Source organism: Pseudoalteromonas sp. 20-92 (genome assembly GCF_030847595.1).
In the GTDB taxonomy this organism is placed as follows: domain Bacteria; phylum Pseudomonadota; class Gammaproteobacteria; order Enterobacterales; family Alteromonadaceae; genus Pseudoalteromonas; species Pseudoalteromonas fuliginea.
The window spans coordinates 20,842-41,383 of sequence record NZ_JANJGQ010000014.1 but is presented as its reverse complement, the minus strand read 5'-3'; the positions used below and the strand labels follow the sequence as shown (position 1 = coordinate 41,383).

Genomic DNA, 20,542 nt, shown 5'->3' with positions numbered 1-20,542 from the left:
TATGCACCCCCTTTTAGAAAAAGCTCAGAAAATCAAACAGCAACTAAATTGGTCGCTCATTTTTGGTGTGAGCTTTTTTCTAATTGTTGTGATTGGCTTGATACAGATCACGGCGGGGGTTTCGCATTGGTTAGTTGAAAATAAAGATGCTCAAATTAAGCATTTAACAGTGCAAGGGCATCCTAAGTACACTGATGAAACGGCAATAATAAAAGCAATAAAAAGAGCCGATTTAAGTAGTTTTTTTGAACTTGATGTAAAACATGTGCAACAACTGGTGCAAGATTTACCTTGGGTTGCGACAGTATCAGTACGTAAACAATGGCCAGATACTTTGCAAGTATATGTTGTTGAGCATAATGCTGTGGCACATTGGAATAGTGATTTATTACTAAATCAAAAAGGTGAAGCTTTTCAGGCTAGTAGCGATAAACTAAATGTAGATTTACCGCAGTTATTCGGGCCAGAAGGCAGTGAACAAGAAGCATGGTTAGCTTTTAAACAGTTTGATGAAATGCTTAAAGTAAATGCGTTAACATTAAATAGTTTAGCGTTGTCTGAGCGTTTTTCATGGCAACTGTGGTTAGATAATGGTGTACGTTTAAATTTAGGGCGTAAAGATAAAGCCAAGCGAGTTCAGCGCTTTATAGATGTTTACCCGAGAATGGAACATCCTGAAAATGCACAGATAGATACAATCGATTTACGGTATGATACCGGCCTTGCAGTAAGCTTTAAGCCAATGCAAGAAGAACAATTACAAAATAAGAGTAAGGCATGACTAAGTCAGCAGAAAGAAACCTCGTGATTGGATTAGATGTTGGTACCTCGAAAGTGGTTGCCACGGTAGGTGAAATCACCGCAGATAACAAACTCAGTATTGTTGGTGTGGGCAGCCAAGTGTCTCGTGGTATGGATAAAGGCGGCGTTAACGATTTAAACTTGGTATCTGAGTCTATTCGACGAGCTATAGACGAAGCTGAGTTAATGGCTGATTGTCGTATTAGTTCTGTGTACCTTGGTATCTCTGGTAAGCATATTCAGTGCCAGAACGAGAGTGGTGTGGTTGCTATTAACAACACTGAAGTGACCGATGAAGATATTGAAAATGTCATCCATATTGCACGTTCTGTGCCTATCTCGGCAGAGCGTAAAATGCTGCATGCATTGCCGCAAGAATACAGTATTGATATGCAAGAGGGCATTAAAAACCCACTTGGTATGAGTGGTGTTCGTATGGAAGCGCGAGCACATATCATTACTTGCTCAAACGATATGGCAAAAAACATTGAAAAATGTGTAGAACGTTGTGGCCTTGAAGTCGATCAACTTATCTTTACCGCACTAGCATCATGTTATTCTGTATTAACAGATGACGAAAAAGAGCTAGGTGTTGCAGTACTTGATATTGGTGGCGGTACTATGGATATCACTATTTATATTAATGGTGCACTTCGCCATTCTGCCGTTATTCCTGTTGCTGGTAATCAGGTTACAGGTGATATTGCAAAAATATTTCGTACACCTATATCACATGCAGAGTCACTCAAAGTACAATACGCATGTGCTAGTAGCCAAATGGCAAGTAGCGAAGACACAATTGAAGTACCAAGTGTTGGCGGACGACCAGCAAGATTGATGTCACGCCATACATTGTCAGAGGTAGTAGAACCTCGTTTTAGAGAATTATTTGAGCTTGCGATGGAAGAGATTCGTCGTTCTGGTTTAGAAGATCAAATTGCTGCAGGCCTCGTTGTTACTGGTGGTACTGCTAAAATGACTGGTGCAATGGAAGTGGCAGAAGACATTTTCCAAATGCCAGTTAGAATAGGAAAACCAATTGGGATAGTTGGTTTGACAGACTATGTAGATGATCCCTCGTACGCAACTGCTGTTGGTTTGTTACAATACGGACGTACAATGCAATCGATGAATGCACAAAAGTCGAAAGCAGAAGGGAACAATAATTTATGGAACCGTGTTACAAAATGGTTTCAAGGCGAGTTTTAATGCTCAAGTCGGAGAGTAAATATGTTTGATATAATGGAACAACACAGCGAAGAAGCTGTCATAAAAGTGATAGGCGTGGGCGGCGGCGGCGGTAACGCTGTTGAGCACATGGTAAAACAACAGATTGAAGGCGTACGCTTTATTGCTGCTAATACGGATGCACAGGCATTACGTAACTCTGCTGCCGATATTACAGTTCAATTAGGCACGCAAATAACCTCAGGGTTAGGTGCGGGCGCAAATCCTGAAGTAGGCCGTAAATCGGCTGAAGAAGACGCCGATACAATTCGTGCCAGCCTTGAAGGCGCCGACATGGTATTCATAGCTGCAGGTATGGGCGGTGGTACAGGTACTGGTGCAGCACCGGTTGTTGCTAAAATTGCTAAAGAGCTTGGTATTTTAACAGTTGCAGTTGTAACACGTCCTTTTGATTTTGAAGGTAAAAAACGTGCAGCAGCCGCCGATCAAGGCATTAATGAATTGTCAGAAATTGTAGATTCGCTTATTACAATTCCGAACAATAAATTACTTAAGGTTTTAGGAAAAGGGACTACTCTTCTAGATGCCTTCGCTAAAGCTAATGACGTATTATTTGGTGCGGTACAGGGTATAGCAGAGCTAATTACACGTTCTGGTTTAATTAACGTGGATTTCGCCGATGTACGTACAGTAATGTCTGCAATGGGTACTGCAATGATGGGAACGGCGTCTGCGTCAGGTCCTGATCGTGCACAGGAGGCTGCAGAAGCGGCTATCTCAAGCCCACTACTAGAAGACGTTGATTTAACAGGTGCTAAAGGCATCTTGGTTAATATTACCGCCGGTATGGACATTGCGATTGAAGAATTTGAAATTGTTGGCAATCACGTTAAAGCACTTGCGTCAGAAAACGCAACGGTTGTTGTTGGTGCGGTAATCGACCCAGAAATGACTGATGAGCTACGTGTAACGGTTGTTGCAACAGGTTTAGGCGGTGATCGTCGTCCACAGTTTGGTATTGTTGATAATGGCTTTAAAAAGGCATCAGGATCTGATGTTGCAAGCACATCAAACCAAGCAAGTAGTATGTACGTACCAAGCTTTGCAAGCCAAGACACAAACACTGAAGAAAATGCTGCTAAAGCACAAACGCAAAGCAAAGAAAAAGCGCCTTCAACGAGTTCAAGTAGTTCGAGCTCTTCAGCGCAAAGCGGTAAAAAAGCGGATAAATCAGAAGGCGGTGATTATTTTGATATTCCAGCTTTTTTACGTAAGCAGGCAGATTAACATTTAATAATACTTTTGTTTGAAATATGTACAAATATTGAAAGGCAAAAGGATTTATGTTAAACTCCGCCGTCTAACTGTAACTGATTTAAAAGTGAGCGAACCTATGATTAAACAGCGTACGATTGCAGAAATAGTCAAAGCCATAGGAATTGGACTTCATAAAGGTGAGAAGGTCACAATAACTCTCCGACCTGCGAGCGCAAATACTGGGATTGTATTTCGTCGTGTCGACCTTGATCCGGTTGTTGATTTTGAAACAACACCTGAAGCCGTTGGTGATACGCAATTGTGTACTTGTTTAATTAACAAAGATGGCGTTCGCTTATCGACTACTGAGCACCTCATTGCAGCCGTTGCTGCAATGGGCATTGATAATCTAATTGTAGAATTAGACAGCTCAGAAGTGCCGATTATGGATGGTAGTGCATTACCATTCATATATCTGTTACAAAAAGGCGGAATTGAAGAGCAAAATGTTGCTAAACGCTTTATTCGTATTAAAGAAAAAGTACGTATTGAAGAAGGTGATAAATGGGCTGAAGTTGAACCTTATGATGGTTTTCATATCGACTTTGAGATTGCGTTTAACCACCCAGCTATCAACGAAAGTCGCCAACGTATAGGGTTAGATATAACAACGCAAAGCTTTATTGAAGAAATTAGCCGTGCGCGTACTTTTGGATTTATGAAAGATATTGAATACATGCATGCAAACAACCTAGCACTAGGTGGTAGTATGGATAGTGCTGTGGTACTTGATGAATTCAAAGTTTTAAATCCTAATGGTTTACGTTATAGCGACGAGTTTGTTAAGCACAAGATATTAGACTGTGTTGGTGACATGTTTATGACAGGTCATAACCTTTTAGGTAAAGTAACCGCATTTAAATCGGGTCATGATTTAAATAATAAATTACTTCGTAAAATTATGGCTACAGAGTCAGCATGGGAGTGGGCAACATTTGAAACGCCTGTGACGATGCCTGCACCCGGTCTTGAGTTAGCTCCAGCCTAAAAGCAATAAAAGTACAGTTCGCAAACAGTTATAAAAAATGACGCTAATTAGCGTCATTTTTTTGCGTAAAATTTACTTTATTGCAATTCTAAAATAGCTTGTAACTGATTTAAATGAGTTACGGTATAGGTTGGTTTTATTCCGTCGGGTAATTGCTCACCAGGGTGTTGTAACCAGCAAGTATCAATACCTGCATTGTTGCCGCCAAGTATGTCACTTGCTGCGGTGTCACCGACCATAAGTATCTCGCTTTTATCTGGGTTACCCATTAGCTCAAATGTGTGTTCAAAAATCGCTTTATTCGGTTTTGCTATGCCAACAAGCTCAGATATAACCAACCATTCAAACATATCTTTTAAACCAGTGTGTTCTAAACGTACTGTTTGTAGGCGGGCAAATCCGTTAGTAATAATACCTAGTCGAGCATTTGGCTTAAGCTTATTTAAAAGTTCTATAGCGCCAGGTAATGGCTCGCAAATTTGCGCCATAGCATCTAAAAAAGCATCGTTTAGCTCTTTTGCTGGCACATTTAGCTTTGCAGCCCATTCATTAAAGCGAGTTACTTGTAAGTAATCAGCAGTTATAGAACCGTTTTGATAATCAATCCACAGCTGCTTATTGGTTTTTTGATAATGAATATAATCGTCTTGGCTAAAATCTACGTTGTAAGCTTTAAACATGCGAGTCATGCCCGCTAAAATATCAAACCTAAATAAGGTTTCGTCTGCGTCAAACAATACATAGCTGTATTTCATTAAACTTCCTAAATTAATTTGTTTGGCTGTATAGCTCAGAGTGTAAAAATGGCGCCATAGCTAAAGTGAGTGCTTGTGTATACGTACTTTCACGCGTGGCATGATTGTTTGTAAGTAGTCCAATAGCGCCCCCTTTTTGCTTAATATTGGTGGTATTGAATGCCTTGTCCATTACATCGCCAAGCTCTTCACCTTTAAGTAATGCATTATAAAGTACTTGAGGTAAGGGGAGGTTACTGCTGCGCCCTATAATTTGATTTAAGGCATTATCAATAACTACATAGGCAAAGGTTGCTGGGCCATAGCTAAACTGCTCTGCACCGCCTTCCATTGCCACGTAATAGTGAGCTTGGTAATGTTCTTTGCAGTAATCAACGCGGTTTTGCGCGCCAATGCGTGTTTCGTCTTCGCCAATAGGTTGATCTGGCACATTGGATGGGGCATCAACACCTTGGCAATCAATTTCATGATCAGGGAAATACATTGCAAAAATATATTTAGCCGCGTTAATTTTTACAGGGTTTTTAGAACCCACAATAATTTTTAATGAGTACAACACAATGTCCCTTATTGTTACTAAAAATCAGCAGTGTACGTGAGAGAGCTCAACCTTAGAAGAGGAGTTAAATAGGTATATCCAGAGGTGCTAAGTTTTCCAGTGCACGCTTTTTCAAAATAATATCTTTAATTAGTGGAGTAAGCACCAGCTCCATTGCTAAGCCCATTTTGCCACCAGGTACTACAAGCGTATTTATACGAGACATAAAACTGCCTTCGATCATGCGTAAATAATATGGAAAATCAACATCATCAATACCTCTAAAGCGAATAACTACAAAGCTTTCATCAAGCGATGGAATATCTTTAGCGCTAAATGGATTTGAAGTATCAACGGTCGGCACTCGTTGGAAATTTATATGAGTTCGAGAAAACTGTGGCGTGATGTGATTAATGTAATCATCCATACTACGGACAATTGAGTCCATAACAGCCTCACGTGAATGACCTCTCTCAGAGGTATCGCGTATCAGTTTTTGAATCCACTCAAGGTTAATAATAGGCACCATGCCTATTAATAAATCAACATGCTTAGCAACGTCTACATCTTGATCGACTACACCACCGTGTAAACCTTCATAAAATAAAATATCAGTATTATGCTCAAGCTCTTGCCAAGGAGTAAAGGTGCCCGGTAGCTGATTGTACGGAACCGCTTCATCAAATGTATGTAAATAGCGGCGTAATTTACCTTGCCCAGTTTCACCATAATGATTAAATAAAGTTTCGAGGGCACCAAAGTCATTGGCTTCTCGGCCAAAGTAACTTATGTGCTTACCTTCTTGCTGTGCTTCGCGTACTTTTTTATCCATTTCAGGGCGAGTGTAACGATGAAAGCTATCCCCTTCGATAAAAGCCGCTTCAATATTAAGGCTACGAAAAATATGTTTAATTGCATTGGTTGTGGTGGTTGTGCCTGCACCAGACGAACCCGTAATCGCAATAATAGGATTTTTAGCTGACATGTTAATTCTCTTTTTTAGGAGCCGATTTTATAACCAGACTAAACTTAACATTATTTTAAGTCGTTTGGGTATCTTAAGAGTTGACTGACTTAGCTCAAGTGACGCCATCAGCAAATAACGTTATCATGAGGTGCTTAAAATTAAAACGAGAGAAAGCATGAAACTTATTAAACCATTACTTGGATTATTTTCTATAGCAGCGCTTAGCCCAATTGTGGTGCAGGCTAGCATGCCAAAAAGCCAAGTATTACTTGCTGATTTAAATACGCCTTATGGCTTACAAGTTAGTATTGTGAGTGATAAAAACAGTTATAACAACCAGCCACATTTAACAAATACAGGTTTATACTTTACTCGTGAAGTAATTACTGATGAGCAAAGCCAAACCGATATTGCTTATTATGACTTAACATCAAAACAAATCAGCAATATAACTAATTCTCCAGTAAGCGAATATTCACCAACGGTTATGGCAAGTGGTGATGCAATATCAGCGATTGTTGTAGAAGCTGACGGTAAGCAAAAATTGTGGCAATACCCACTCAAAAATGAAGATGCGCCAAGTCGTATTTTTGATTGGATTGAACCTGTTGGGTACCATGCATGGGGTGTTCAAAATGATTTAGTGATGTTCATTTTAGGAAAGCCTCATACTCTTCAATATACTTCAGTTGCACAAGCGAAGGGAAAAATAGCTGCCAGTAATATTGGGCGAACGCTTATTTATAACAACTCAATGGCTGCATTTTTATTTAGTTACACTAAAAACGAGCAACACATTTTAGCGAGTTTTAATCAACAAGATAAACAAGTTGAAGACCTATTAAGGTTACCGGCTCAAGTTCAAGATTTTATTTTAAAAGATAATACGACCATTGCTTATGCTATTAAAAACCGCGTTTATCAGCGTAAACTTGATGGAAGTGATGAAGTATCGCAATGGCTTAATTTAAGCACCTACTGCGAAAAAAATATAACGAGAATGAGTTACAACAATGAAAAGCTCGCTTTTGTATGTGATATAACAAAGTAAAATAGACAAATAAATTCAGATTTTATTGTGTGTATGCGTTAATCTAATACGCAAATTAACTAATAGGGATTACACGTGGCTTATAGTGCAGACGAGCTGACAGAACAGCTCATTAAATTACAGTGCAGAAGTAATTTTAAGATTAAAAATATTGCAGAGTACATGTTAGTAAACTCTAAAGAAGCATTTTATACCCACAGCGAAAGCGGCAAGGGTAAAATAGTAATTCGCCCAGCATTTGAAGTATTTAGCGATGATTTTAATGATATAGATGGCGTAACACGTGCGCAAGGGTACTTCCATAGCAGTGAGATGACACGCTTTCCTACGCGCATTTTTAAAAGCGCTCAACCTATTCACTACGGTGTTGCGTTTAAAATAAACTCTGAGCAAGCAGCAAAAGACTTTATAGCCAAGCTAACTATGATTATTGGTAATTAATAAAACATAAATGTAAAAAGCCGCTGAATTTATATTCAGCGGCTTTTGTATTTTTATAGCTCAATAAACCTAATAATTACTTACTTTTTAAGAAGCTATTAACCGATTCAAGTTCGCGTGTTTTAAGCGCAATACAATCGTTTGTGCTTTCTTCAAGCTTACTTAATGTGCGCGCGTAGCCTGCTACATCAGCTACTTTTTCGTTAAAGAAGGTTTTTGTTGTCGCTAAGCTTTCTGCATTACAACTCGCCGTTGTAAAGTACGGCAAGTTAGGAATAAAGAAAGGCGGTAAGCTTGCTGTTACTTTATCGTAGTTACTGTAAACCCAGTCAATAAATAACGCTTGGCGCTCATCTGTGTAACTTTGACCTGACAAAATAGTACGCATGTCAGATGCCGTTACTTCATCCGTTAAGCTATAAGCTAATACTGTTTTTTGTAACTCAGGTTTACCAAAAAAGCCCATAGCTGCAAGCATGTTTGTGCGCACTTGCGGATCTTTAGTTGTTTTGAACGTTGTCATGAATTGATCAAGCAGCGCTTTGTCACCATGAAAAGCAGCAAGAGTTAAGTACGTACCCGCTAAGTATGGGTCTACTTTTTGTGGATCATTTAAATAAACTTGCGTTTGTTCTTTGGCTTTATTGATGACGTTTTGATCTTCACCATCAAAACCTAAGCGTGATACAACGGCTGCACGAAGTTGTGCAATAGCACCATCTTCACCCGCTTTTGCTTCTAAACCATACTTTTTAGCAGCAGGCGTTACTGCACCGCGAATAAATTCAGGCCATAGGTTTTTATTGCTATCGTCTTTAAAAGTGCGCTGTTGCGATACTAAGTAACCTAGTGCGGTATTTGCTACGCGAGGGTGGCTATCGCTTACGAACACTTCAAGTGTTTGCATTAACTTAGCAGCAGATATAACACCAGCATCAAGTAGCGCGTCAGTAGCCGATAACAGCGCTAAGCGTTCACGGTCACTCAATACGCTTGGCGCCTTTTTAACAAGTGCGCTAAATTGTGCGTCATCCATTACCCAGCGGTAGTAGCCTAGTGCTCCTTGGTCAGGATAAATCCACTCTGGTTCAAAGTCTAAGTCTAGCGTTTGGCTTTGTTTATTAAGTAATACGTTTGCTGTTTTTACTTTATCGCCAGCGCCATATTTAATTGCCACCGGTACATTCCATAACTGCTCTTGCGCATCAACGCCTGCGTTTACAAAGCGGCTTTGTGAAATAGTTATTTTGCTACCTTGTTGAGTTACTTCAACCAGCGGAAAAGAAGATTGCTCAATAAACGATTTTAAAACACCCGCTACATCTTTATTTGAAGCTTTACCAAGTGCTTCCCACAAATCGGCTGCTTCAGCATTTTTAAATGAAAACTCTTTTAAGTAACTTTGAATACCTTTTTGAAATGCATCTTCGCCAATCCAGTTTTCAACCATGGCAAGTACTGAGCTGCCTTTACTGTAAGCAAGACCTAAACCGTCCATAATGTCGGCTTCAGTTTTAATTGGCTTACGAATAGGCTTAGTGCTTAGGCGTGCATCAAGTGCCATTACGTTGTTTTGTGGCAGGTCTAAGTGCGATTCAAACTCAGGGTTAAGCTGCTTAGTAATTTTTGCAGCCATCCAGCTAGCAAACGCTTCGTTTAACCATAAGTCGTTCCACCACTTCATGGTTACTAAGTTACCGTACCATTGGTGAGCAAGTTCGTGAGATATAATTGATACATTACGCTGTTTTTTACTGCGTGTTGCTGCAGCTAAATCAACTAATAAAATATCTTCTCGGTAGGTTACTAAGCCGGAGTTTTCCATTGCGCCAAATGGAAACTCTGGTACCGCTACTGAGTCTAATTTTTTGTAAACGTAAGGAATACCAAAATAGGCTTCAAGTGCGCCTAGTACTTTTGGCATGTTTTCTTTAGCGTATTGGGCTAAGTGGATTTTACCTTGTGGGGTAATTACACGACCAGGAATTGGCATACCTTTTATTTCTAATTCTTCAAACGGGCCAACAGCCATAGCGACTAAGTATGAAGGAATTGGCGGCGTTTTATCAAAGTAGTGTGTGGTCATATCACCATTAACGATTGCTTTAAGCTCAGGCGTATTTGAATATACTTTTTGTGATGTAGGCGCAGTAATCGTTAACTGAAATGGAATTTTATAGCTAGGTTCGTCAAAAACAGGAAACGCACGACGCGCGTCGCTCATTTCAAACTGAGTAAATAAATAAGGCGTACCTTGGTCTAGCGTTTTGTACAAGCCTACGCTTTGGCGATTATATGGCGCTGAAAAATCAACTTTAAGCGTGTATTTACCTGGTTGAATTTGCTCATCACAACTAAATTTAACTTTGCCTGTTTTAAGCATTTCGTTGTTTAAATCACAGCTTTCGTCGCCAAGCAGTTGCGCCATTTTAACAGCGTAAGCAACGCCATTTAGCTCAATGTATTTTGTTGGTTTTAGTACTTCTAGGGAAATCTCTGTCATCCCTGTGAATGTATCTTGGCTTGGGTCGAGTGTTAGCGATACTTTTTGCGAGCTTGGTTTTGCGAGTTTTTCGATAACAAATTCGTTAGCGTTTGCAGCATTCATTGCCAGCGCAACGCTCACAGTTAAGAGGCTTTTGAGAAACATAATGATCCCTAGATTGTTGTTGTTAGAAATTACCCTAAATAGGCTTTTTTATGCGTATATAATTAGGGATGTGGATATCCTAACAGCTTTTTTAAATAGAGTAATTGATTATAACAGTGACTTTAAGGGGAAATAGTAACAAAGTTTGTCAGTGACTTTCACGTGTTATAAAACGTTGCCAATGCAGGTGTGAGTTAATAACACGTATTTTTTGGATCACGTTATTTAATAAAAGCACGTTGTTAAATTCATTATGTGAATATTCGTTAAATCCCATGAGGTAATTAAAGGCGTCTTTCGAGTTAGCCTGCAGAGCATGTATACGAACTTGTTGCTCAAAGTTGAGGCGTAAGCTGCTTATTGCTGTTTTCATGCCGAGTTGATCAACATTTGGTATATCACACTTTTGTAAATAGCCGGCTCGCTCACCTTCACCTGAAAACCAAATACGCACTTTTTCACTGTACCTGCCAGTTTTTGCGGGCAAGTCGAACATCAATCGGTGTTGATTTTGCGATTTAATAAACGCTATATATTCATTAAGACCATAATTTATAAGCACTTTGTGTACAGGGACTAAGCGGGGCTTTATTTTTCCGTGAGTATGAAAACTAAAACATAAAATATTTTGTTTAAAGATTAGATCATCAAGTGTTAAGTAACCAATTTCGTCACTGTAAGCACCACTATAATATGAAATTAAGGGCAGCCAAAAGTGCCAATGTTTTGGTTGCTCGCGCATAACTTTAACATCACCGTATATATATCCATTATAAAGTGTATGCAGCTCCATAGCTGAAAAAGGACGACGGCCAAGATGGGTTTTCAACGCAATACCTTGAAAATAAAGACGTGTTATATTTTATACTCAAACCACAGTAAGATGCGAGTGTCGTTGAGATTAAAATCAATTAAACCCAACGAGCAGCGGACTTGTTGGGTTTTAGTAACTTTATAATAAGCTACGCTATCTGTTTATTCGCTTAATGCGCGAGCTAGACCAACAGGTTCAATTTCCACACATACTTGGTCATCATTCCAATTAATACCAACTAGTGCGTTATCTTCGCTTAAATCTTCAACCCAAGCATCTAAAAACTCGTCAAGATTAATTTCTACAGGGCTGTAGTCTTTCCATTCTTCTTTACATTGTGCCTTGGCAGCTTCTTCGCTTTCCCAAAGTAGTAATACGTCAGTTTCGTCAAATTGATTTGAATCACATACTACAAAGCCATTATCTTCTGCACCTAGCGCCCAAATTACTTCGCTAACACGTACTTTTTCTACAAAGTTAACTAGTTGTGATTCAATTTCGATATCGCTCATGTGTTTACCTTTTTAATTAGTGACTAGGATTAGTATCTATAGCTGCTTGGCGTTGGTTATATTACTTATGAAAAGCAATAAATTACGAATGTTGTCAAAAATGAGTCAACAAACGAAAGCAAATCCAATCAAGCGGGCAGTATAAACTGATGTTGAAGCATTCACAGCCTTTAAATTCATCACCAGTTAAATGGGCAGTTAAATAGTTTAATGTTTCAACAATATGTTCATTTTATGAAATTAAAGCGTAAGTAATCTGAATTCTGGATAATAAACTTACCCTAGTCAGTTATTTTTAACGCTAACTGCGTTGAACTTACTTGTAATTGGCCCACTATTGGCGCGTAAACTTGCCTTGTTTTCACTGAAAACCTCTGGCTAGGACCTGTTTATCTTTCGAGGTTAAACATGAGCTGCCCGTAAGGTTCTGTCTAGAGCTATTTACTCTTTGTTGCTCGGTTTTTTTACTTAGCCCACTAGGTTATAAAACTCACGCCGCGATTAAATAGCTCTTAGAGAACAATAAATTTAAATACCATTATGGTTCAATATATTAGTAAAAATTTTTGCCTAGTTCTAGCGCAGTTTTCTTATCGTTAAATAGACTCAATATATAATACCAATTCGCTTAATTAAATAATCTATTTTGAAGTAAGAAAATCGTGTCGATAACAAGGAAAAATTTCGTTATTTGTTCTATATCAGAAGTTTTTAACGTAGCTAGCGTCAGATTTGATATCTCAGATTGATTAAGTATTATTGCGGATTGGTATAAGAAAGTTGGTATTAATTGCTCATTAAAAAAGCCGCAAAAGCGGCTTTTAGAAGTTTTACTTACAATACAAAAATTTATTCTGAACGGCTAGTAACTTCAAGTAAATGATAACCAAATTGTGTTTGTACTGGGCCTTGTACTTGGTTAATAGGCGCAGAAAACACCACTTTATCAAATTCTGGTACCATCATGCCAGGTCCAAACTCGCCAAGGGCGCCGCCATCTTGACCTGAAGGACAGTTAGAGTGGTTTTTTGCTAATTCAGCAAAATCTTCACCTTGTTCAATTTTTGTTTTTAAGTCTAAGCATTGTGCTTCGCTATCTACTAATATGTGTCGTGCGCTTGCCACTGTCATAAAATCTCCCGCTTATTATGTGGTGTTTTTTTAACCTAATGAAATGTCATTCTAGTTAGTTTCAACTAATTGTACCAGTATAAACTTAATTATTAGAAAGTGTATTTTCAATTGCCGTAATCATCTTTTCTGAGTCAGGTGACACTTTGCTGTTAAATCGTAAAATTGTTTTGCGATCTGCAGATACTAGGTATTTATAAAAATTCCAATTAGGGGAACTAGTTTGCTCATTTAGGTGTTTAAAAATAGGATTGGCATCACTGCCTCGTACTTCACTGGTAGCAAACATAGGAAAAGTAACCCCATAATTAATAAAGCAGACTTTAGCTGTCGCTTTTTCATCATTTTCTTCTTGAAAGAAATCGTCAGAAGGAAACCCTAAGACAACTAATCCCTGACTTTTATATTGTTTATAAAGTGCTTCTAAGCCTTTAAATTGAGGTGTGAAACCGCAGTTACTGGCTGTATTGACGATCAATAAAGGCTTATTTTTAAACTGACATAAGTTGATTGACTCTTTAGAACGTAACTTACGTATATTGACGTTAGTAAAATCTTGGCATGTTGTGGCCACGTGCTTATCAATTGATTCTGTTTGAGCATGAAGTGGTGTATTTATTAATAAAACCCCTAACCCGAGTAATATTTTTTTTAGCATAGCTAACGACCTAAACTTTACGATTGTTTGAGTGGATGATCATACGCTAATATGGAGAAAATTGATCAACCATGCAATCTATTATGACAACCCGTTTAGCAACTATAAATGATCTTAGCGAAATCGTAGCAATTTACAACGAGACTATTGCTGGTCGAATGGTGACTGCTGACACTGAAGAAGTCACCGTTGAAGAAAAGCGTGAGTGGTTTAATAGCCATACACAAAAAAGACCTATTTATGTTTACTGTGAGAATAACAAAATACTCGCATGGCTTAGTTATAAATCATTTTATGGTCGCCCAGCTTACGATGGCACTGTTGAAATGAGCATATATATTACCGCAAAAGCACAAGGTAAAGGGCTTGGCAAAAAGTTGATGGAATTTGCACAAATCCAAGCTAAACAACTAAATATACGCGTATTGCTAGGATTTATTTTTAGCCACAACTTACCAAGTGTAAATCTATTTAAACATTTTGGCTTCGATGTTTGGGGAGAGTTACCCAATGTCGCTATGATGGATAGTAAGCTTTATAGCCTTACTATTTTCGGAAAACATGTAGAATAAAGTTCGTATCTCTTTTAGGTAAAAAATTCTTATGAAATAACGCTAAGAACCTATGCTAACTAAACAATAATAGGCTACGCTATTAATATATTAAGTTAATTATTTTTAAAGTGTAGCTTGATGATTCGGAAAATATTAATAGTAGACAGCAGCACTATTATCGCAATGCGAGTAAAAGTACTTTTAGAGTTAATTGGATGTGAGGTTGAATTAATTCATTTTTCTATGCTCGATATGCATATAAATGTTGATGCGTATGATTTAATTATAGTGGCGCATGGAGTACCTGTTATTTCTATTGAACCGTTGATTGCTAAGGTCTCACAATCACGGTTTATGTTGCTTGCTCCAAAAGCTGAAAATGGTGAACAACTAAACGCATTTAGTGAGCTTAATCATGCTGTTGCTAATGCAACTGTAGTTTACCCATTTTTTTCTAATAAGGAGATAACTTCTCTACTTGAGAGTTTATTAGAGCTTGGCTCTAACCATATTCTTCAATTACCCACTATTTTACTGGTTGATCATATACCTGAGCGTCTTGAAAAAATGAAAAGCAGCTTAGTAGGCGCTCATATAAACACCCACACCGCGACAAATTTAGATGAAGTATTGGCAATATCCGTTGATACTAAAATTGATATATTAATTAGTGATTTTAGTTTTGGTGATGTAACTGGGTTAGGTATATTTTCTAGCCTAAAATTAAAGCAGCCACATTGTAGGTGTTTACTTTTTACGTCACGCCCTGATCAAGTGTCCATGATTGAGGCTATTCGTGAGGGAGTTGAAGATGTACTCATTAAACCTCTTAACGATAGTATTCTTTTGCAGTCGGTCCATAAGCTATGGCAAACCGAATTATTGAAACGACATAATGCAGAGTTAGTAGAAAGGCTTCAAGACACCGTAGATGCGCTTATTGAAAAGGATAGCTTATTACAAGTTATTTATAAGCATACACCCGATGCAATTATGTTATTTGAGCGCGGCGGTAAAGTTATTGAAGCGAATGATGCTTGCTTAAAGCTATTTGATTTACCATTTAATGAATTAGAAAGTAAGTCTCTTTTTGATTTTTTAGATGTTGATTCAAGCGCAGGGATTAAAGATAAAATTTTGACTTTAAATAGTAATCGACAGTTTAGTTGCGATTTACGTTTAACAAAAACACTAGGGGGTTATATACCTCTTGTGGGATCTTTTAATGAAATAGATCACCATGGTGAAATTGCGCTGGCAGTTATTTTTAAAAATGTAACGCACTTAAAACAAAAAGAAGAGTTGCTACTTGAAGCAAAAGATATTTTAGAAGAACAAGTTAGAGCGCGTACCTCACAGTTAGAGCATGCTAAAAATGTGGCTGAAGCCGCCAATTTAAGTAAATCAGAATTTTTAGCAAACATGTCTCACGAACTTCGCACACCAATGCATTCAATTTTAAGCTTTTCTCGTTTTGGCTTAAATAAATTAGAGGTTGGTGATTTTGCGGAAGAAAAATTATTTAAGTACTTGTCTCGAATAGAATCTAGTGGAGAGCGGTTACTTTCGTTACTTAATAATTTACTGGATCTATCCAAGCTTGATGTGGGTAAATTTCCTTTCAATCCTAGAACACATAATTTAGCTAATATCATTAGAACGAGTATTGATGATGTCGCTGGAACTGCAATGGAAAAAGAGATTGAAATCATTTTTTCAGTGCAGTCTAACCCGGTAGTCGCTCTGTGTGATGAGGAACAAATTAATCAATTAATGTGTAATTTATTAGGTAACGCATTAAAGTTTAGTGAGCCAAAAAGTAAAATTAAAGTGGAATTGGCATCTGAGAACGAGTTTGCAGTAATAGCCGTTATCGATAATGGTATTGGTATACCTGAGGATGAACTTGAAGACATTTTCACTAAATTTGTACAAAGCAGTAAAACCAATAGCGGAGCTGGTGGAACAGGGTTAGGCCTTGCATTATGTAGGGAGTTTGTTTCTTTGCATCAAGGTAATATTACAGCCTTAAATAACACTAATGGCGGCGCTACTATTTGTATACAAATACCACTTAAAATAAACCTAGACGAACACTTAGCACTGCAAAGCAGTTAATTTTTTAAACAAGTGTTTGAAGTAGCATATTTAGAATTTAAATGGATGATGAAACGATGGCTTTAACAAAAATACTCGCAGTGGATGACGAACCCTTTAATCTTGAAATTATAGAAGAGATTCTGGAGGACCTCGATTTTGAATTAAAGGTAGCCGTTAGCGGTCCAGAGTGCTTGAGTATGGTAGAGGACTATATGCCTCAGGTTATATTGCTGGATGTGAGTATGCCACAAATGAATGGTTACGAAGTCTGTAAGAGCCTTAAATCCAACCCAAATACCGCGCATATAATTGTGATGTTTGTATCAGCAAGGGGGACGGTTGAGGAACGTATGGAAGGTTACTCTGTTGGTGCAGAAGATTATATTGTTAAACCGTTTGGACATGACGAACTCAAGTCTAAATTAAATAATTTGAATCAAGTGTTGGTAGAGAAAGAGAGTCTTGAAAAACAAGTTGAAGATGCAACTTCTACAGCATTTAATGCGATGGCTAACAGTAGTGAAATGGGGCAAATAGTTAATTATGTTGAAAATATTGGTTTTATAAATGATCCCCAAAGTTTAGGAAAAGCGCTCATAGATTGTCTACAGTCTTTTAATTTGCAAAGTAACGTAGAGTTTCGATATGCGAATGTTATAGAGCATTTTGCGTTACATGGGGTTTGTTCACCGATTGTTATTGAACTATTTGAAATGCTTAAAAGTAAAGGTCGGTTGCACGAATTTTCACATCGAATTTTGGTTAACTACGAATACATAAGCTTGCTGGTTTTAAATATGCCGGATCATGATCCAGATAAGCATGGACGAATTCGTGACCACGTATGTTTTATTGTCAGTGTTACAGAGCAGCAATTACGAGCAATAATGACCAAAAGAATACTTGTATCCCAGCAAGAACGACTAAATACGGTCGCAAATTCCGTACATAGTAAATTTCATAGTTTAATTGGCTTACTTAACGATAATCGTAAAAATAACGAAAGAGTTTTTAAGCAACTACAAGAAAATCTTGAAGTGCGAATACCAACAATGGGATTAGATGAGGACCAAGAGGTTTTTATTTACAAAAAAGTAGATGAAACAATTCAAAATTCAATTGCAAGAGAGGAGTCAGTTCAAGAAGTTAAAGCCTCTTTTGCTGAGATTGAACAAGACCTGTCATTACTTTTAAAGAGCTAAGTAACCTGAAGACTGGATAATAAATCTATCTCAAGCAGTTTGTTCAGCACTGACTGCGTTGAATTTTCTTGCAATAGGCCCGCGATTGACATGCAAGTTCGCCTGTTTTACTGGAAGTCTCTGGCTAGAGGGAATAAGTTTAAATATAGTTATTATTCAAATGTTAGTGAATCTCTTAACCAGAGTTCAGGCTAAATATATTTAACTAAATAATGTTACTTTAAAGGCTTACATCAACTGCATTATGCATCTCTGGGTAAGCCTTTTTCTACAATTCTGATTAACCTAGCTGTTTTACGAAGCGCTACTCGTTGTTTATCATTTTGTTGGGAAAGTGCCCATTCAATATGCTCTAAAACAAGTTCACTGCATATTTGGCTTTTGTCTTCTAAGGCATAAATAATAGCGGGACTAAATTGTGCATTACCTAACCCTATTGCTAAGTTACGTAACCAACGTTCGTGACCAATACGGCGAATAGGACTGCCTTCGGTATTTTTTAAAAAAGTAGCTTCATCCCAAGCAAACAACTCAAGTAAATCTTTGTCTTTTAATTGAGTTCGCGGGTGAAAATCGTTTTCGTCAGTAATTTGGCCATAACGATTCCAAGGGCATACTAACTGACAATCATCGCAGCCATAAATTCTATTACCCAATAGAGTCCTGTATTGCTCAGGAATGGGCCCTTGGTGCTCTATTGTTAAGTACGATATGCATTTACGTGCGTCAACGACATAAGGCTCTACAATTGCGCCTGTTGGGCAAAGAGTGATGCAGGCAACGCATTTACCGCAACCTTCAAAGGTGTTTTCGGCGTCTATTGGCAGTGGTAAATCAATAAATAGCTCGCCTAAAAAAAACCACGATCCTGCTTCTTGATTAATTAATAAAGAATGCTTACCACGCCAACCTAACCCCGCTTTTTCGGCGAGTTGACGTTCAAGTACTGGGGCTGAATCTACAAAGGGTCTAAAGCCATATTCACCAATTTCTTGTTCTATTTTTTGGCCGAGTTTTTTTAATCGATTACGCATTAATTTATGATAATCACGACCCAGTGCGTAGCGGCTTATATATGCTTTTTCTTTATTTTTTAAGGTTTTTGCAAAGCCAGCATCGGGTGGGAGGTAATTCATTTTTACTGATATTACACGTTGTGTGCCAGGTACTAATTCAGCTGGGCGAGCGCGTTTCATGCCGTGTGAAGCCATGTAGTCCATTGAACCATGAAAGCCAGCATCAAGCCAACGTTGCAGCTGAGCCTCGTGCTTACTTAGGTCAATATCGGTAATACCCACTTCGCTAAAGCCAAGCTCTTGTCCCCAGGTTTTTATTTGCAGGGCTAATTTTTCATAGTCTGGGGTTGGGTTGCTCACACACTTTACACACTTAAATTAATAGCTGCGTAATTTACCATATTTACTAGGGCTTGTTTATCTTTCGGGTTGAATTTAAAGCAGTGAGTTTGGTTTTTAAGTAAGGCAAAGCTGTGTTGTATGGTTGTTCCCCATAAATAGTCGATAACGCTGCATAGATGCCTGTCATGCGCTGTCTTTAGGTAGAAAAAATTTTAATCCTAAAAGGCCAACAGGCTCTAATAAGTTAAAACGTTTTGCTACAGTACAAAACGTTTTAACTGTTGTTGAGTTTGTAAGCTTAGCTGCTGAGAGTTTTCGCTATCGGCCACAGCAGTGTCGATTAATTGCTTAGCTTGCTCACCTAGCTCTACAATTTGCTCAACAGACTGGTGAGTTTGAGTTTGTGTTTGCTCAAGCAGATGCACGGCACTGGCTATTTGTTTCAATTGTTGCTGATTTTGCTCAAATTCATTAAGCATCTTGCTAAACCCGTCAGACGTTGCACTAATTGCACTTTGTGCACTATTAGAGTGGGTGATCAGTTGCTCTGACTCTTTATTTGTTTCGTTCACTAGTTCATTCATTTGGGTAATAAAATCACTAATTTGTCTTGTTGCGCCACTTACTTTTATAGAAAGCGTACGGACTTCATCGGCAACTACAGCAAAGCCTCGTCCAGCTTCACCTGCTCGGGCTGCTTCTATTGCAGCGTTGAGTGCTAATAAGTTGGTTTGATCTGAAAACTCTTCAACCATTTTTAAAATACTACGTATATTTTCACTGTTTTCTTTTAAACCTGCGACCGTACTTGAAAAACTACCTAGCATATTAGTGATTAATTTAACTTGTTCGACAAGCGCTGAAAGCTCTTTAGCTGAGAGTTTTACAAAGTTTAGATGTTCATTATTAACGTTATGGACACTGTCGGTATTAATGACTATGTTTTGTAAGCTTTGCGTTATTTGCATACTCGCATTAATTATACTGTGGCTTAAATGTATTTGTTGCTCGCTTGAGTTATCCGTATTTTTCATTGACTCGGTAACGGCTTTATTACTATTGGCACTGGCTTCAGCGCTACTGTAAGTTGTATTTAGTAGTTCGCCTAAGTGAGTGGTGAAAGTATTGTATTGGGTACTTAAATCTCTAAATTCATCATACGAAAAATGCGGAAGTTTTGCGGCTAAATTAGCATCTTGTTGGTTTATTTTTATTAGTGTATCGCACATCGCGGTAATAGGACGCACGATTAAAAAACGCATATACGAAAGTGTAAAACCAAACCCCATAACAATTACAAGTGTTAAAAGCCAAAATAGCTCTGTACTTTGTTGTTCGCTAAGGCTTTGGTACAACCAAAACAGAGTGATGGCTTGAAATAGGAATACAAAACTTAGATTGCCTACAATTTTACGTGTTAATGTGAAAAAGAAGGTCTGCTCGATGTAATTATAAATTTTCATGTAGCTACTCATTTTACTGAAACCTTTATGGTATTAGTGCTCTTACGTTCTATG

Annotated in this window: 19 protein-coding genes; 9 read left to right on the top strand and 10 right to left on the bottom strand. The window is 38.1% G+C overall.

Annotated features, from left to right (window positions below; translation table 11 throughout):
- Position 1: 1 nt before the first annotated feature.
- The 4 genes from NRL14_RS12870 to lpxC all read left to right on the top strand — a co-directional run bounded on the left by NRL14_RS12870 (position 2) and on the right by lpxC (position 4,294).
- The gene (locus tag NRL14_RS12870) at positions 2-781 is read left to right on the top strand and encodes a cell division protein FtsQ/DivIB (protein ID WP_306724814.1); all 780 of its coding nucleotides are present in this window, start codon (positions 2-4) and stop codon (positions 779-781) included.
- Positions 778-2,010 (top strand): cell division protein FtsA, encoded by a 1,233-nt coding sequence (ftsA, locus tag NRL14_RS12865; RefSeq protein ID WP_033023600.1) that lies wholly within the window; start codon positions 778-780, stop codon positions 2,008-2,010. Before NRL14_RS12870 ends, ftsA begins: the two co-directional genes overlap by 4 nt.
- A 21-nt stretch (positions 2,011-2,031) precedes the next feature.
- Positions 2,032-3,276, top strand: coding sequence for a cell division protein FtsZ (ftsZ, locus tag NRL14_RS12860; protein WP_007376971.1), 1,245 nt, complete (start codon positions 2,032-2,034; stop codon positions 3,274-3,276).
- Between the two features lie 106 nt (positions 3,277-3,382).
- On the top strand, positions 3,383-4,294 hold the full coding sequence (gene lpxC, locus NRL14_RS12855; RefSeq protein ID WP_007376970.1) for a UDP-3-O-acyl-N-acetylglucosamine deacetylase: 912 nt from the start codon (positions 3,383-3,385) through the stop codon (positions 4,292-4,294).
- A 77-nt stretch (positions 4,295-4,371) separates the two neighbouring features.
- Here the strand turns inward: lpxC and yjjG are convergent, their stop codons facing one another.
- The 3 genes from yjjG to NRL14_RS12840 form a co-directional block, all read right to left on the bottom strand.
- The gene (gene yjjG, locus NRL14_RS12850) at positions 4,372-5,049 is read right to left on the bottom strand and encodes a pyrimidine 5'-nucleotidase (protein ID WP_306724813.1); all 678 of its coding nucleotides are present in this window, start codon (positions 5,047-5,049) and stop codon (positions 4,372-4,374) included.
- A 13-nt stretch (positions 5,050-5,062) separates the two neighbouring features.
- Positions 5,063-5,608 (bottom strand): inosine/xanthosine triphosphatase, encoded by a 546-nt coding sequence (gene yjjX, locus NRL14_RS12845; protein WP_149614413.1) that lies wholly within the window; start codon positions 5,606-5,608, stop codon positions 5,063-5,065.
- Between the two features lie 64 nt (positions 5,609-5,672).
- Complete coding sequence (locus NRL14_RS12840) at positions 5,673-6,572, bottom strand: phosphoribulokinase (protein ID WP_007376967.1); 900 nt, start codon at positions 6,570-6,572, stop codon at positions 5,673-5,675.
- Positions 6,573-6,729: 157 nt separating this feature from the next.
- Here NRL14_RS12840 and NRL14_RS12835 point away from each other — a divergent pair, with 157 nt between their 5' ends.
- Together NRL14_RS12835 and NRL14_RS12830 are read left to right on the top strand one after the other, a co-directional pair.
- Positions 6,730-7,605 carry a hypothetical protein gene (locus NRL14_RS12835; protein WP_306724812.1) on the top strand — a complete coding sequence of 292 codons (876 nt, stop codon included), beginning with the start codon at positions 6,730-6,732 and terminating at the stop codon, positions 7,603-7,605.
- A gap of 75 nt (positions 7,606-7,680) precedes the next feature.
- The gene (locus NRL14_RS12830) at positions 7,681-8,046 is read left to right on the top strand and encodes a hypothetical protein (protein ID WP_007376965.1); all 366 of its coding nucleotides are present in this window, start codon (positions 7,681-7,683) and stop codon (positions 8,044-8,046) included.
- 76 nt (positions 8,047-8,122) lie between these two features.
- Here the strand turns inward: NRL14_RS12830 and NRL14_RS12825 are convergent, their stop codons facing one another.
- The 5 genes from NRL14_RS12825 to NRL14_RS12805 all read right to left on the bottom strand — a co-directional run bounded on the left by NRL14_RS12825 (position 8,123) and on the right by NRL14_RS12805 (position 13,811).
- On the bottom strand, positions 8,123-10,696 hold the full coding sequence (locus NRL14_RS12825) for a M1 family metallopeptidase (protein ID WP_306724811.1): 2,574 nt from the start codon (positions 10,694-10,696) through the stop codon (positions 8,123-8,125).
- Positions 10,697-10,844: 148 nt separating this feature from the next.
- Entirely contained in the window at positions 10,845-11,525 is a 681-nt protein-coding gene (locus NRL14_RS12820; protein ID WP_149606489.1) for a hypothetical protein, read from the bottom strand.
- A 146-nt stretch (positions 11,526-11,671) separates the two neighbouring features.
- Positions 11,672-12,022, bottom strand: coding sequence for a DUF2750 domain-containing protein (locus NRL14_RS12815; RefSeq protein ID WP_007376962.1), 351 nt, complete (start codon positions 12,020-12,022; stop codon positions 11,672-11,674).
- Between the two features lie 849 nt (positions 12,023-12,871).
- A complete protein-coding gene (locus NRL14_RS12810) occupies positions 12,872-13,153 on the bottom strand; it encodes a peptidylprolyl isomerase (protein ID WP_007376961.1) in 282 nt (93 codons plus the stop codon).
- 85 nt (positions 13,154-13,238) lie between these two features.
- Positions 13,239-13,811 carry a glutathione peroxidase gene (locus NRL14_RS12805; RefSeq protein ID WP_149606488.1) on the bottom strand — a complete coding sequence of 191 codons (573 nt, stop codon included), beginning with the start codon at positions 13,809-13,811 and terminating at the stop codon, positions 13,239-13,241.
- An 83-nt stretch (positions 13,812-13,894) separates the two neighbouring features.
- Here NRL14_RS12805 and NRL14_RS12800 point away from each other — a divergent pair, with 83 nt between their 5' ends.
- The 3 genes from NRL14_RS12800 to NRL14_RS12790 all read left to right on the top strand — a co-directional run bounded on the left by NRL14_RS12800 (position 13,895) and on the right by NRL14_RS12790 (position 17,667).
- On the top strand, positions 13,895-14,383 hold the full coding sequence (locus NRL14_RS12800) for a GNAT family N-acetyltransferase (RefSeq protein WP_033015403.1): 489 nt from the start codon (positions 13,895-13,897) through the stop codon (positions 14,381-14,383).
- Between the two features lie 120 nt (positions 14,384-14,503).
- The gene (locus NRL14_RS12795) at positions 14,504-16,483 is read left to right on the top strand and encodes an ATP-binding protein (RefSeq protein ID WP_149606487.1); all 1,980 of its coding nucleotides are present in this window, start codon (positions 14,504-14,506) and stop codon (positions 16,481-16,483) included.
- A gap of 56 nt (positions 16,484-16,539) precedes the next feature.
- Positions 16,540-17,667, top strand: a complete 1,128-nt coding sequence (locus NRL14_RS12790) for a PleD family two-component system response regulator (protein ID WP_149606532.1) — start codon at positions 16,540-16,542, stop codon at positions 17,665-17,667.
- 242 nt (positions 17,668-17,909) lie between these two features.
- Here the strand turns inward: NRL14_RS12790 and queG are convergent, their stop codons facing one another.
- Both queG and NRL14_RS12780 read right to left on the bottom strand, forming a co-directional pair.
- A complete protein-coding gene (queG, locus tag NRL14_RS12785) occupies positions 17,910-19,043 on the bottom strand; it encodes a tRNA epoxyqueuosine(34) reductase QueG (RefSeq protein WP_033029925.1) in 1,134 nt (377 codons plus the stop codon).
- A 239-nt stretch (positions 19,044-19,282) separates the two neighbouring features.
- Positions 19,283-20,500 carry a methyl-accepting chemotaxis protein gene (locus NRL14_RS12780; protein ID WP_149606486.1) on the bottom strand — a complete coding sequence of 406 codons (1,218 nt, stop codon included), beginning with the start codon at positions 20,498-20,500 and terminating at the stop codon, positions 19,283-19,285.
- Between the last annotated feature and the right edge of the window lie 42 nt (positions 20,501-20,542).